Origin of the sequence: Devosia rhizoryzae (assembly GCF_016698665.1) — a bacterium.
In the GTDB taxonomy this organism is placed as follows: Bacteria; Pseudomonadota; Alphaproteobacteria; order Rhizobiales; family Devosiaceae; genus Devosia; species Devosia rhizoryzae.
On record NZ_CP068046.1, the window covers coordinates 1,120,415 to 1,133,052 of the forward strand.

14 protein-coding genes and 1 tRNA gene are annotated in these 12,638 nt (G+C 61.7%); 6 read left to right on the forward strand and 9 right to left on the reverse strand.

Annotated elements, in window-relative coordinates; genetic code table 11:
• Positions 1-34 precede the first annotated feature (34 nt).
• The 5 genes from JI748_RS05630 to rimO all read right to left on the reverse strand — a co-directional run bounded on the left by JI748_RS05630 (position 35) and on the right by rimO (position 6,043).
• Positions 35-1,018: a sulfate ABC transporter substrate-binding protein gene (locus tag JI748_RS05630; protein ID WP_201635835.1), complete on the reverse strand. Its 984-nt coding sequence runs from the start codon at positions 1,016-1,018 to the stop codon at positions 35-37.
• A 201-nt stretch (positions 1,019-1,219) separates the two neighbouring features.
• Positions 1,220-1,471 carry a GlsB/YeaQ/YmgE family stress response membrane protein gene (locus JI748_RS05635; RefSeq protein ID WP_164534000.1) on the reverse strand — a complete coding sequence of 84 codons (252 nt, stop codon included), beginning with the start codon at positions 1,469-1,471 and terminating at the stop codon, positions 1,220-1,222.
• A gap of 75 nt (positions 1,472-1,546) precedes the next feature.
• Positions 1,547-3,316 carry an SLC13 family permease gene (locus tag JI748_RS05640; protein WP_201635837.1) on the reverse strand — a complete coding sequence of 590 codons (1,770 nt, stop codon included), beginning with the start codon at positions 3,314-3,316 and terminating at the stop codon, positions 1,547-1,549.
• Positions 3,317-3,379: 63 nt separating this feature from the next.
• Positions 3,380-4,633 (reverse strand): GAF domain-containing sensor histidine kinase, encoded by a 1,254-nt coding sequence (locus JI748_RS05645; protein ID WP_233280620.1) that lies wholly within the window; start codon positions 4,631-4,633, stop codon positions 3,380-3,382.
• 84 nt (positions 4,634-4,717) lie between these two features.
• On the reverse strand, positions 4,718-6,043 hold the full coding sequence (rimO, locus tag JI748_RS05650) for a 30S ribosomal protein S12 methylthiotransferase RimO (RefSeq protein WP_201635839.1): 1,326 nt from the start codon (positions 6,041-6,043) through the stop codon (positions 4,718-4,720).
• 234 nt (positions 6,044-6,277) lie between these two features.
• On the opposite strand from rimO, the gene JI748_RS05655 reads away from it, so the two are divergent.
• The gene (locus JI748_RS05655; RefSeq protein ID WP_164534727.1) at positions 6,278-6,658 is read left to right on the forward strand and encodes a DoxX family protein; all 381 of its coding nucleotides are present in this window, start codon (positions 6,278-6,280) and stop codon (positions 6,656-6,658) included.
• 56 nt (positions 6,659-6,714) lie between these two features.
• Here JI748_RS05655 and JI748_RS05660 read toward each other — a convergent pair whose 3' ends face one another.
• Complete coding sequence (locus tag JI748_RS05660) at positions 6,715-7,236, reverse strand: DUF4282 domain-containing protein (RefSeq protein ID WP_164533998.1); 522 nt, start codon at positions 7,234-7,236, stop codon at positions 6,715-6,717.
• Positions 7,237-7,277: 41 nt separating this feature from the next.
• Positions 7,278-7,997: a lipoyl(octanoyl) transferase LipB gene (lipB, locus tag JI748_RS05665; protein ID WP_233280621.1), complete on the reverse strand. Its 720-nt coding sequence runs from the start codon at positions 7,995-7,997 to the stop codon at positions 7,278-7,280.
• 86 nt (positions 7,998-8,083) lie between these two features.
• On the opposite strand from lipB, the gene JI748_RS05670 reads away from it, so the two are divergent.
• Both JI748_RS05670 and JI748_RS05675 read left to right on the forward strand, forming a co-directional pair.
• Positions 8,084-8,317: a FliM/FliN family flagellar motor switch protein gene (locus JI748_RS05670; protein ID WP_164533996.1), complete on the forward strand. Its 234-nt coding sequence runs from the start codon at positions 8,084-8,086 to the stop codon at positions 8,315-8,317.
• 304 nt (positions 8,318-8,621) lie between these two features.
• Positions 8,622-8,706: transfer RNA gene (locus JI748_RS05675), tRNA-Leu, on the forward strand.
• 56 nt (positions 8,707-8,762) lie between these two features.
• Here the strand turns inward: JI748_RS05675 and JI748_RS05680 are convergent.
• The gene (locus tag JI748_RS05680) at positions 8,763-9,290 is read right to left on the reverse strand and encodes a GFA family protein (protein WP_201635841.1); all 528 of its coding nucleotides are present in this window, start codon (positions 9,288-9,290) and stop codon (positions 8,763-8,765) included.
• Positions 9,291-9,354: 64 nt separating this feature from the next.
• Positions 9,355-9,687, reverse strand: a complete 333-nt coding sequence (locus JI748_RS05685) for an MmcQ/YjbR family DNA-binding protein (protein WP_201635843.1) — start codon at positions 9,685-9,687, stop codon at positions 9,355-9,357.
• Positions 9,688-9,799: 112 nt separating this feature from the next.
• Here JI748_RS05685 and mgtE point away from each other — a divergent pair, with 112 nt between their 5' ends.
• The 3 genes from mgtE to JI748_RS05700 all read left to right on the forward strand — a co-directional run bounded on the left by mgtE (position 9,800) and on the right by JI748_RS05700 (position 12,625).
• On the forward strand, positions 9,800-11,215 hold the full coding sequence (gene mgtE / locus JI748_RS05690) for a magnesium transporter (protein ID WP_211200730.1): 1,416 nt from the start codon (positions 9,800-9,802) through the stop codon (positions 11,213-11,215).
• Positions 11,216-11,525: 310 nt separating this feature from the next.
• Entirely contained in the window at positions 11,526-12,203 is a 678-nt protein-coding gene (locus JI748_RS05695; protein ID WP_201635845.1) for a glutathione S-transferase family protein, read from the forward strand.
• Positions 12,200-12,625: a DUF1489 family protein gene (locus JI748_RS05700; protein ID WP_233280622.1), complete on the forward strand. Its 426-nt coding sequence runs from the start codon at positions 12,200-12,202 to the stop codon at positions 12,623-12,625. The genes JI748_RS05695 and JI748_RS05700 overlap by 4 nt, the downstream gene beginning before the upstream one ends.
• Positions 12,626-12,638 lie beyond the last annotated feature (13 nt).

Here is a 12,638-nt window from a genome sequence, read left to right on the forward strand (position 1 = left end):
AAGGATAGGGAGAGCTGACTGTTGTCTCTCGCGCTTACTGGTTGATGAAGACCTTGTCGAGGAGGCCACCGTCAGCGAAATGCTCGCTGGCGACCTGGTCCCAGCCGCCGAACTCGTCTTCGACGGTGACGAGGCGGATTTCGGGGAAGGTTTCGGCGTGGGCAGCGGCAACGGTCTCGTCCTGGACGCGGTGGAAGTTCTGCGCGGCAACTTCCTGGCCTTCCGGCGTGAAGAGGAAGTCGAGATAGCTCTTGGCAAGGTCGCGGCTGCCGCGGGCATCGACGACCTTGTCGACGATAGCGACCGGGAACTCGGAGAGGAAGCTGACCGAGGGGGTGACCGGCTGATACTGGTCGTCACCCAGAAGCTTGGTGACGGCCAAGGTTTCGGCTTCGAAGGTCACCAGCACGTCGCCGAGCTGGCGTTCGGTGAAGGCGGTGGTGGCGGCGCGGCCGCCGGTCTCGAAGACTGGGACGTTGCTGAAGAGCTTGGCGAGGTAAGCCTCGACCTGTGCTTTGTCGCCGGCATATTCCTCGTTCGCCCACGCGCGGGCGGCGAGATAGGTGTAGCGGCCATTGCCTGAGGTCTTCGGGTTGGGGAAGATCACCTGCACGCCTTCGGCGGCCAGATCACCCCAGTCATTGATGTTCTTGGGATTGCCGGCGCGGACCAGGAAGGACGGGAAGGAATAGAAGGGCGCTGCATTGTTGGGGAATTCGGTCTGCCAGTCATCCGAGACGAAGCCGCCTTCGACCAAGCGCTCGACGTCGGTCACCTGATTGAAGGTCACGACATCAGCCTGGAGGCCTTCGAGGATCGCGCGGGCCTGGGCGGAGGAGCCGGCATGGGACTGGTTGACGGTGACGGTCGCGCCCGAGGCGGTGTAGGCGGCGTTTTCAGCGTCGAACAGCTCGCGCGCGATGTCGTAGGAAGCGTTGAGGATATCGGTCGGCTGCGCGAGGGCAGGCGTGGCGGCGAGGGCCAGGACGGCGAAGGCCGGGATGAAAAGCTTGTTCATGGTGACGCTGGTCCATCGGAGGAGTCGAATTGTCGACGTTGATGCGATGGACAAGTTCAAGCGTAAAGCGCTAAAGGCCTGCACTGGATGAGTAATTTATCGACGCGTCGAGCGCTGGAAAGACGTTCTTTCCAAGGCGCCGATGACGCCAAGTTCTTCCCGGGGAGTTCCGGCCGCCGTGAAGCGGCCGGGTCGTCTTGCTTACCGGCGCACCGCGCGGGCAATGGCGATGATGATGCAGGCGCCGATAAAACCTGCGATCAGGTAACCCAGCCAGCCGCCGAAATTGACCCCCAAGAGGCCAAACAGAAGGCTGGCGAGAATGGCGCCAACAATGCCGAGCAGGATGTTCATCAGAACACCGCCGCCGGACTTCATGAACATGCTGGCAAGCCATCCGGCGACACCGCCGATAATGATTGCGGCCAGCCAACCTACACCGTCAAAACCCATTTTCGTTCCCTCCTCGGAAATTGAGTCTTCCGACAAGGAGAGCGTGGCACAGATTGATGAAAAGGCAAGCTGGGCCTAGAAGGGCCAGACGATCATCAAGGCTGGGACCGCGACGATCACGACGAGGATCGAAAGCGGCAGGCCAAGACGCCAGTAATCACCGAATTTGTAGCCGCCCGGCACCATGACCAGGGTGTTGCATTGGTGGCCGATCGGCGTGAGGAAATCGCAGCCGGCCCCGATCGCAACCGCCATTAGGAAGGCCTCGGGGCTGTAGCCGAGCCCTGTCGCGAACACTGCGGCGATGGGGGCCATGACCAGAACCGTAGCGGCATTGTTGAGGAAAGGCGTGACCGCCATGGCCGCAACCATGATCAGCGCCAGGGCGGCCCAGCCGGGCAAGGCCTGGGCCGTGACCGTCAGCCAGTCGGCGATCAAATCAGTGGCACCGGTGGCCTGGAGGCTTTCGGAAACTGGGATCAAGCAGGCGAGCATGATGAGGATCGGCGCGTCAATCTGGTTATAGACATCGCGCAGCGGCAAGGCACCCGAGATCACCATCAGCGCGGCCGCCGCAAAAAAGGCGGGTGCGACGGGCACGATGCCGAAGGCGGTCGCGGCCATGGCGGCAAGGAGGATCAACAGCGGCACAAGTCCGTTGCGAACACTGCCGAGCTTGAGGCCGCGTTCGACCAAGGGCAGGCAGTCCCACTGGCGCAGGAGCTCAGGCAAGCGCTGCAGGTGGCCTTGCAAGAGAATGACATCGCCGTTGCGAAAGCGGATTTCGCCCAAGCGGCTGGTGAAGCGTTCGCCGCGACGTGACACGGCAAGGAGGTTGAGGCCCGTTGTGTCGAACAGCGTCAGTTCCTGCGCGGTCGCACCGATCAGGGCCGAGTTTTCGCCGACAATGGCTTCGATGACGCCGGTATTGGCGACGTCCTTGGCGGCCTCGCCGCGGCGTTCCGAAAAGGAGAGGCCGGTCTGGCTGACCATCTTGTCGAGGGCTTCCGGCGCGCCTTCGACGATCAGGATGTCGCCTGCCTTGATGGTTGCGTCCGGGAGCGGCGTACGGCGATTGCCGTTCGGTCCGACGATGCCGGTCACCATGGCCGAGTTGTCGGCTGCGACGTGAAGGTCATGCACAGTGAGGCCGACGGCGGGCGAGTCTTCGAGCACTCGCGCTTCGGTCGTGTAGTTCTTGATTTCGATCGCCCGTTCCATGCCCGTGTCCTCGCGCTCGCGCTTGGGCAGAAGCCAGTAAAAAAGTGCCAGGAAAACGATGCCGATAGCGGCCAGGATGGCGCCGACCGGGGTGAAGTCGAACATGGTAAAAGGCGTGCCGGTGAGTTCCTCGCGCACGCTCGAGACGATGATGTTGGGCGAAGTGCCGATCTGGGTCATCAATCCGCCGAGCAGCGACCCGAAGGCCATGGGCATCAGGAACATTGAGGGCGAAACGCCCGATCGCCGCGCCATCTGAAAGGCGATGGGCATCATGATGGCAAGGGCGCCGATGTTTTTGACGAAGGCAGACAGCACGGTGACAATGGCGACAAGGAGGATCAGCTGGGCCCGCGGACCGGACAGGTTTGGCGCAAAGCGGCGGATCGCCACTTCCATGATGCCGGAGCGCGCCACCGCGGCGCTGACAACAAGCGCACTTCCCACGATGATGACGATGTCATTGGAGAACCCGCTAAAGGCGGCGTCCGGCGGAACGATGCCGACAAGGAGAGCAATCAGCAAGGCGCCGACGGCGACGATGTCGTAGCGCCAGCGGCCGATGACGAATGCCACCATCATCCCCGCAATTGTCAGAAAGGCGAGGATTTGTGGCGTGGTCATAGTCTGCTCCGGTTAGGCGCGGACTAAACGGGCGAGCGGCCGGTTGGTCGCCTCTCGAGTCAGCTAAATTTCAGACTGGCGCAACGGCATGCGGAAGGTGAAGCAGGTCTCCTGCGCATTGGAGCGAACGATCAGCGCGCCGCCATGCGCCTTGGCGATTTGGCTGGCGATATAAAGGCCTAGGCCCAAGCCCTGCATGCTGGGACGAACCTGGCCGCGATAGAAGGGCTGGAACAGGCGCTCCATGGCTGCCGGGGGAATAGGCTCACCGGCATTGGTAATGCTGAGTTCAAAGCCGTCGCCCGCCGCGGCTGCGCTGATGCGGATAGGTGTCGATTCGCTGCCATGGGTGATGGCGTTTCCGAGCAGATTTGAGACCATTTGCGCAAAGCGCGCGTGGTCTACAGAGACGGGTTCGCTGATGGCGAAGTTCGTGATGATTTCACGATCCGGATACGCGGAGCGGATCTCGTTGATCACCTGGGAGAGCAAGGGTTCGATCTCCCCGTCCGGCGAGCGCTCGATGCCGATGCCGCCGCCGAGCCGTCCGCGGGCAAAATCCATGACATTGTCGATAAGTCCGCTCATGCGCGAGACGCTTTCACCCATGAGGCGCAGCACGCGTTCGGATTTTGGATCGGAAACCTGATTGCTGAGAATTCGGCGCCCGCCTTCGATGGCGGCGAGGGGATTACGCAAGTCATGGCCGAGCACGGCGATGAACTGTTCTCGCAGTTCCGAGCCGGTTTCGGCGTCGAGCAGGCTGGCCTGGCTAGTGGCGAGATCGAAGCGGGAATTGTCGAGCTCGGCGTTGGCCTGCGTGAGCTCGGTGCGAGACTGGTCGAGCTTTTGCAGCGCGTCGAGGTGGAACGAGATGAGATCGGCGAAAAGCCGGAAGATCTCGACCGATTCGGAAGGCTTGTGCGGCTTGGGATCAATGGCGCAGAGGGTGCCGAAAACCTCGCCATTGGGCAGGACGATCGGAACGGCGATGTAGCTTTGAAGGCCATAAAGCGCCGGCGTGTGATGGGCGGCATAGGTCGGGTCGGTGGCGACTTCGTCGATCACCACTTCCCGGCCGAAGTCGAGCACTTCCGAGCAAAGCGTTGTTTTGACAGGAAGTTCGCCGCCGGCCGTGAGGCCGAAGTCGATGCGATCAAGGACGCTGCAGGCCACCCAGCGCTCGGCAGTAACGCGCGCCACGACGAGAAAGCCCATGCCCGTGGCCTTGGCCAGGACCTGCAGGATAACAGGAATGGCCGGGATCCGCTGGATGGCGGCTACGTCGTCCAGAATGTCGTCAAGTCCCAAGTCCAAAGCCCAGCCCCAAGCCTAGTCGCGACCATGCTATAGCCGGCATGCTCAAGAGTCACTTCACGCCAATGTTGGCGGCGATGCTTCTTAATGCAGTGCGGGCGTGGCGAACAGATCGTACTCATCGTTGTCGGTCACTGTCACCGATACGATGTCACCGATCTTGATGCCGGTGGCATTGGAGACGATCACGTTGCCGTCGATTTCCGGAGCATCCCACTTGGAACGGGCGATGACGCGGTTCTCTTCGGGGCGAACATCGTCGACGATAACGTCGATGGTGCGGCCGACCTTCTGCTGCAGGCGGTGGAAGGACACGTCCTGCGCCACTTCCATCAGCTGGGCGAAGCGCTCGTCCTTGACCTCTTCGGGCACGACACCGTCGAGCTCATTGGCGGGTGCGCCGGTGACGGGCTCGTATTTAAAGCAGCCGGCGCGATCGATCTCGGCTTCTTCCAGCCAATCGAGCAGGAATTCGAAATCTTCTTCAGTTTCGCCGGGATAGCCGACGATGAAGTTGGAGCGGATGGCGAGATCGGGGCAGATGTCGCGCCACTTCTTGATCCGGTCCAGGGTTTTTTCCTGGTTGGCCGGGCGGCGCATCGATTTCAGCACGTTTGGCGACGCATGCTGGAAGGGGATGTCGAGATAGGGCAGGACGAGGCCCTCAGCCATCAGTTCGATGACCTGGTCAACATGGGGGTAGGGGTAGACATAGTGAAGGCGGGTCCAAGCCCCCATCTGGCCCAGTTCCTTAGCCAGGTCGTAGAACTTGGCCTTGACCTCGCGGCCGCGATATTTGCTGGTCGCGAACTTGACGTCGACGCCATAGGCGCTGGTGTCCTGCGAGATCACCAGCAGTTCCTTGACGCCGGAGCGGATCAGTCCTTCGGCCTCGCCCAGAATGCCGGCAGCGGGGCGCGAGACAAGATCGCCGCGGATTTGCGGAATGATGCAGAAGGAGCAGCGATTGTTGCATCCTTCGGAAATCTTGAGATAGGCATAGTGGCGTGGGGTGAGCTTGAGGCCGCTTTCCGGCACGAGGTCGACAAAGCGGTTCGGCACCGGCGGCAGGTGCTGGTGCACGGCCGACACCACGCTCTCGTACTGATGCGGACCGGTAATGGCGAGCACCGAGGGGTGGGTCTCGCGGATCAGGCCTTCCTCGACGCCAAGGCAACCCGTAACGATGACGCGACCGTTCTCGTTAAGCGCTTCGCCGATCGCCTCGAGCGATTCCTGCTTGGCACTGTCGAGGAAACCGCAGGTGTTGACGAGAACGATGTCGGCCCCCTCGTAGTCGCGGCTGAACGAATAGCCCTGCGAGCGCAGGGTCGTCATGATACGCTCGCTGTCGACCAGCGCCTTGGGGCAGCCGAGGCTGACGAGTCCGATTTTTGGCGCCTGGTTCATGCGCGTACGACGTTCCGAAAATGGGGAAAGGTTGGCGCGTCATACAGAAAGTCTGACGGTTACGCAATGTGACCGTCTCATCAAGGATGGCGGAGCAGACCTTCGCGCAGCGGGAAGCGCAGGCGCTTGAATGTTGCGTTTAGCGAACAGTGCATCCCGATTTTAGCCAATTCCAAGCACTTTGCGGATATCACAGGTTAGTTCAGCGTCGATTCCAGACGCGCATCATGGAGCATTCCTTTGTTCGATCGTCTCTCCGCATACGCGCCGCAGGCCCTCGCCGTGCTGCGCATCGTCGCCGCGCTTCTGTTTATCGAGCATGGCACGCAGAAGCTGTTTGGCTTCCCCGTTCCTGCCATGGGCCCGACCGAGGGCCTGATGCTGGTTGCCGGCATTATCGAGCTGGTGGCAGGTCTCTTGATCTTTATCGGCTTCTTCACCCGTCCGGCTGCCTTCATCGCTTCGGGCATGATGGCCGTCGCTTACTTCATGGTCCACTTCCCGATGAACTTCTGGCCGGTGGGCAATGGCGGCGATGCTGCCGCGCTCTTCTGCTTCGTGTTCCTCTACCTGGTTTTTGCCGGCCCGGGCGCCTGGAGCATCAACAAGAAGTAAGCTTTTTCAGCTCCTCTTGAAAAACGAAGGCCGCCTCATCGGGCGGCCTTTTTGTTTCAGGTGATCGAATTCGGCGGCGTTCGCTTGGCAGTCCGGCGCGGCTTGAAGGTTTCGCCGGGCTGGGTCGAAGGCTCGCGCAGCGTATCGCCGGTCGAATAGGGCACCGGGTCGGTCGCCTCGCTCAGATATTCATCGGCTTCGGCATAGTCGCTCTCGTCGCCCGCCTCGGCCAGATCGCGAATGGCGTCGCGGACTTCATCGAGCAGCGAAGCCGACAGCCGCGTGCGCTGGACGGTGTCGCCCGTCGCTTCATGCGACTTGAACCAGACGAGCAGCGCCTCGCAGAGGATGCGCAGGCCGACAAAGCTCAACAGGCCAAAGACCAGGATTTCGAGAATGCCCCAGAGCCCGTCGCCAAAGCCATAGCCGAAGCGGAAGAAGAAGTGGCTGATGGCCCAAAGGAGGATGCCGGCGAGGCCAAGGGCGTAAAAGATCGGCACCAGTTTGGGCGACAAAATCGCATCGAGCCGGAACAAGGTTTGCCGCGTGAGCAGGCGCTTCAAATCATCCAATGTCATCGCAAGATCCTCGATTCCGACAGGTGTGCAAATTGGGCGGCTCAGGCGCCGATGGCAAGACTGGATCGCGCCCGTTCGGTTGGTCCGAACAGGGCTTCGAAACGGCGGCGCAGCACGGAATCGACTTCGGGCAAGGTCAGCAGCAGGCCGAGATCCTCGAACGAGGTGATGCCCTGGTCGCTGATGCCACAGGGCACGATGCCGTCATAGTGGCTGAGATCGGGTGCGACGTTGATGGCGATGCCGTGGAAGGTGATCCACTTGCGCACGCGAACACCAATCGCAGCAATCTTGTCCTCGCGGCCAAGACCCTTGTCGGGCCGGGCCACCCAGACGCCGACGCGTCCTTCGCGCCGGCCGGCGGTGATGTTGTGCGCGGCTAGCGTATCGATGACCCATTGCTCGAGACCCTGGACGAGGCAACGGATATCGCGGCCGCGCTGGGTGAGGTCGAGCATCACATAGGCCACGCGCTGGCCGGGGCCGTGATAGGTATATTGCCCGCCCCGGCCGGCCGGATAGACCGGAAAGCGCGGATTGAGCAGGTCTTCGGGCCGCGCCGATGTGCCAGCGGTATAAAGCGGCGGATGCTCCAGCAGCCAGACCGCCTCCGGCGCCTCGCCTGAGGCAATGGCGGCAACGCGCTCGTCCATCATGGCCAGGGCCTGCTCATAGTCGAGGGTCACGTCGAAAATGCGCCACTCGACGACCTTGCCGTCTTCGCGCAACAGTTTGGACCGATTTTGGCACGCTTCGTTCACTGCCGTTAACTCTTCCATAACCACGACTGCCCGACTGTGGAGCCCATCGAATCCGCCTTTTGGCACCAAGGCCCAGCCCCTTATCTATGAGCACCCTGGACAATATTGAAGTCGATATCACCGTGGAACTCGGCGCCACCACCATGCCGATCCACCATCTGCTGCGCATGGGCCGCGGCGCGGTGATCGAACTGGACGCAACCGAGCACGATCCGCTGCGCATTTATGCCAACAGCACCCTGATTGCGCAGGGGGAAGTCAATGTCGAAGAGGGGCATCTGCGGGTGGTGGTCACGGAAAAGGTCTTGCGGCTCGGGTGAGCTGGAAAGTCACCCCCTCCCGAGCGCCGCTAAGGTGCTAGGCACCTAAGCTCTGCTTGACCTCCCCTCTGAGGGGGAGGGTAGGCTCCACTCTCTTCACAAACTCGGCGCACACCTTCCCCCTCAGAGGGGAAGGCAAGCGAAGCTTAGCCGAAGGCTTAGCGAAGCTCGGAAGGGGGTGCCTTTCTTCTCTCTCCACAACCTCAGACGATTTCCCGATTTAACCGCTTGAGGTTACGAACGAGCTTTGCTACATCCCCACTCGCTCCGGCGCCTTCGGGTTCCGGCGTTCTACCTGACACGTGCGGTCGTGGCGGAATTGGTAGACGCGCAGCGTTGAGGTCGCTGTATCGCAAGATGTGGAAGTTCGAGTCTTCTCGACCGCACCAGTCACCTGAGTGACGAACAAGAAGCTGCCGCAAGGCGGCTTTTTTGTTGTCTGGCTTTAGGTGGCGCCAGCCTCCTTCACGTCGAGCTTTGGCGATTTAAAACCCATGGCGATCCATGCGGCGAGCAGCTTGCCGTAAAAGCCCGCGGTGGTCATGGCGCCGGCCGGGAGCGAATCGTCGAGCTTGGTGCCGTCCGGCACGTCCGCGGTCTGGGTGCGAATCTGCATCGCAGGGCGCGCTGTATCTGGCCAAAGGCTGGCGTAGAGGCTCAGCCAATGGCCGCCGTTAAATTCGACGAAGACCGGAGTGTTGCAGCAGGTGGTGACGGTGCGTCGCGTCGGGGCGTTTTCCGACACCCGATAGGCGCGGAGCAGGGCGGTGCCGTCAGGGAAGCGGACGCGGTCCTTGCGATATAGCACATAGGTTGTGCCGCCATTGGGCGCCTGGACCGGTGTCGCAGTAGGAAGCCGGCCGGCCGCCGTGCGGCAGGAGTTGCAATGGCACTCGGCCGTGATGAAGGGCTCGCCTTCGAGTTCGACGTGGAAGCGGCTACATTGGCAGGCGAGAGTGGTCGTTTGGCGCAAGGTCTTTCCTTTCAGCGATCGTCGCTGCGACGAGCGAGGTCGACCCAGTCAGACATCGGCTTGCTTACTTTCGCAGCCGTTCCGGTGCCTTGAATGTCCAGGCGTCCTCAAGCTTGAGCGCCAGCTCCTCGTCGCTGATCTGGTCGAGCCGGACGAGCACCGCGTCATGGCCGACATAATGATCGGTCTCGAAAAAGATCTCGGGCGAGATCTCCATCAGCAACACCTTTTGGTCCACCGGGCACTGCAAGACCGCAGTTGTATCGTCGAGCATCCGTACGAAGGCATTGCCGGCGACCTTGAGGGCGGGCGTGTTGTAGCTCGTCGACTGCTCCACTTCCCGCAGCCCCCGCGCCTCGACGAGCCGCGCTATGCGGGCAAAATGCTGGTCGGCCATGGCCTTCTCCCGATTGGCAAAAAAGCGACCGGCCCAGTCTGGCGCATCGGGCAGTGATTGGCTACAGCTTGATTCGCCCCCGAAACCAATGCGGCACGCAAAGGGCTCCCAAATGAGCGACGACTTCGACATGGCGACCGGCCCGGAAGCCGGGATGGACGATGGCGCCTTCCGCACGGCGGAGGGGCGGATCAGCCTGCTTTGGCTCGAGCGCTTGCGTGCCTATCTTGAGGCTGGCCGCGACGAGGACGTCGCGCTGGTTATGGAGCCGCTGCACAGCGCCGACATCGGCGACGTGCTCGAACAGCTCGAGCCTGCCGAGCGCATTGCCCTTGTGGTCATGCTCGGTGATCGCTTCGACTATTCGGCGCTGACCGAGGTCGATGAAAGCATTCGCCTCGAGATCATGGAGGCCCTGCCCAACGCCGACATTGCTCGCGGCGTGGCCGAGCTCAGCAATGACGATGCGGTGTTTCTGCTCGAAGATCTCGAGCCGGAAGACCAGCACGAAATTTTGTCGGCCCTGCCGACTTTCGAGCGGCTCAAGCTCAAGCGCAGCCTCGATTTTCCTGAAGACTCCGCCGGGCGGCGGATGCAGACCGATTTCATCGCCATCCCGCCATTCTGGACGGTGGGACAGACGATCGATTACCTGCGCGCCGAGCAGGACCTGCCGGAAGAATTCTACCAGATCTACGTGGTCGACGCCGGCTACACGGTGCTGGGCACGCTGCCGCTCGACAAGTTCCTGCGCACACCGCGCTCGGTCAAGATCGACACGATCATGAACACGACCTTCGTCCTGGTAAAGGCCGAGGAAGACCAGGAAGAAGCGGCGCGCAGCTTCGAGCGCTATGACTTGGTGGAAGTGGGCGTGGTCGACGAAAGCGGCCGGCTGGTGGGCGTGCTCACCATCGACGACATCGTCGACGTGATCCAGGAAGAAGCCGAAGAAGACATCCGCCTTATGGCCGGCGTCGGCGATGAAGACGTGTCCGACACGACGGTAGACACGGTGAAAAGCCGCGCGCCGTGGTTGGCGGTCAATCTCGTCACAGCCGTTCTCGTTTCCTACGTGATCGGGCTTTTCAACGCCACGATCGAGCAGATGGTGGCGCTGGCGGTCCTGATGCCCATTGTGGCTTCGATGGGCGGCAATGCCGGAGCGCAGACCATGACGGTGACGGTGCGCGCGCTGGCGACCCGCGAAATCGAAGGCGGTCGCGTGCGGCGCCTGATCCGGCGTGAAATGGTCGTGGGCATTTTCAACGGCGCCATTTTTGCGATCCTGATCGGGCTGATCACCTGGCTGCGGTTCACCAATGCCGGCCTCGGCGTGGTGATCGGCCTCGCCATGATCATCAACATGATCGTGGCCGGGACCTTCGGCATCCTGATCCCGCTAACGCTCGACAAGCTCAAGGCCGATCCCGCCATCGCTTCGGCCGTGTTCGTCACCACCGTCACCGACGTCGTCGGTTTCTTTGCCTTCCTTGGCATTGCAGGCCTTTGGTTCGGCCTGTTCTAGCCGAGTTTTCCACCGTTACGGGTGTTGCAGATTGGGCGCTTGCTTCCCAATTGACCTCTCGTTAACGTTTTGGAACCGGTCAGCCTCGTTGCGGATTTCTAGGCTGATCGAGTGGCTGCAAGGAGCGAGCGATGCGAACTCAACCGAAGGCCAATATCTGGCACACTGTGAGTTGGACTGCTGTTTGCCTCATGTCCATGGGGCTGGTTGTTTCCGTGATAGCCGGCGGCTAATGCCCGCCAGAAGACGGTGAATACAAGAAGGGCGCTCAACGGCTGAGCGCCCTTCGTCTTGAACGCTAGGATATTCGATGAAGCTCTTGATCGGGAATCGCAATTATTCCACCTGGTCGCTCCGCCCCTGGCTGGTGCTGCGCCACTTCGACATTCCTTTCGAAGACGAGGTTCTGCAGCTTTCGGGCGAAGGCTGGCGCGAAACGCTGGCCAAGCGCTCGCCCACCGGCAAGGTGCCGGTGCTGATCGATGGCGATCTCGTGGTCTACGAAACCTTGGCGATCATCGAATATCTGGCCGATATTTTTCCGGAAAAGCAGATTTGGCCCGCGGATCGCTACGACCGCGCCCTGGCGCGCGCCGCTGCGTCAGAGATGCACGCCGGCTTTACGGCACTGCGTAGCCACGCGCCGATGAACCTACGGGCCTCGCATCCTGGCAAGGTCGATGCGGATGCGGTGCGCAAGGATCTCCATCGCGTCGAAACGCTTTGGGGCGAGTTTTTGGCGCGCTCGGGCGGACCTTACCTCTTCGGCGACTTCACCGCCGCCGATGCAATGTATGCGCCGCTGGCGACCCGGCTTCGTACCTATGACCTGCCGGTCTCGGACACGGCTGCCCGTTATGTGGAGGCGATCTATGCCCTGCCGGCCTTCCAGGACTGGCTGAGCCAGGCGCTGCAGGAGCCATGGGTTGTCGACGATGACGAGATCGACGTGATCCAAGGCCGCGTCGCGCCGGGAACCATCGCATGATCCACATGGTCAAGCTCTGCGTCGGCGTTGCCAGCGTCGAGGAGCTCGAAAGCTATCGTGACGAACGCGCGCATTGGTGGGACGCCGATTACGGTGAGGACGTGCATGTGCACCGCACCCGCATGATGCCCAAGCGCCGCGAAGAGATGGAAGGCGCGGCCTCGATCTATTGGGTCATGTCGGGTCAGATCGTCTGCCGCCAGCCGATCCTTCGGCTCACCAAGTTCACCGATGCCGAAGGCAAGGATTACTGCGACATCGTCATGTCCCGCGACATGATCCGCACCGTGCCATACCCCAAGCGCCCCTTCCAGGGCTGGCGCTATCTCCGCGCCGAAGACGCACCGCCCGATGTTGGCGCGAACGAGAACGGCAACTCGATGGAGATTGCGGCTGAGCTGGCGCGGATGGGGCTGCTTTAGGGCGCACCATCCC

Bases quoted from the DNA above. Each gene is read 5' to 3' on its own strand.
- JI748_RS05635 (WP_164534000.1), bottom strand. From the start codon at position 1,471: ATGGGTTTTGACGGTGTAGGTTGGCTGGCCGCAATCATTATCGGCGGT.
- JI748_RS05685 (WP_201635843.1), bottom strand. From the start codon at position 9,687: ATGGCCGACCAGCATTTTGCCCGCATAGCGCGGCTCGTCGAGGCGCGG.
- mgtE (WP_211200730.1), top strand. From the start codon at position 9,800: ATGAGCGACGACTTCGACATGGCGACCGGCCCGGAAGCCGGGATGGAC.
- JI748_RS05670 (WP_164533996.1), top strand. From the start codon at position 8,084: ATGAGCACCCTGGACAATATTGAAGTCGATATCACCGTGGAACTCGGC.
- rimO (WP_201635839.1), bottom strand. From the start codon at position 6,043: ATGAACCAGGCGCCAAAAATCGGACTCGTCAGCCTCGGCTGCCCCAAG.
- JI748_RS05660 (WP_164533998.1), bottom strand. From the start codon at position 7,236: ATGACATTGGATGATTTGAAGCGCCTGCTCACGCGGCAAACCTTGTTC.
- JI748_RS05695 (WP_201635845.1), top strand. From the start codon at position 11,526: ATGAAGCTCTTGATCGGGAATCGCAATTATTCCACCTGGTCGCTCCGC.
- JI748_RS05630 (WP_201635835.1), bottom strand. From the start codon at position 1,018: ATGAACAAGCTTTTCATCCCGGCCTTCGCCGTCCTGGCCCTCGCCGCC.
- JI748_RS05640 (WP_201635837.1), bottom strand. From the start codon at position 3,316: ATGACCACGCCACAAATCCTCGCCTTTCTGACAATTGCGGGGATGATG.
- JI748_RS05700 (WP_233280622.1), top strand. From the start codon at position 12,200: ATGATCCACATGGTCAAGCTCTGCGTCGGCGTTGCCAGCGTCGAGGAG.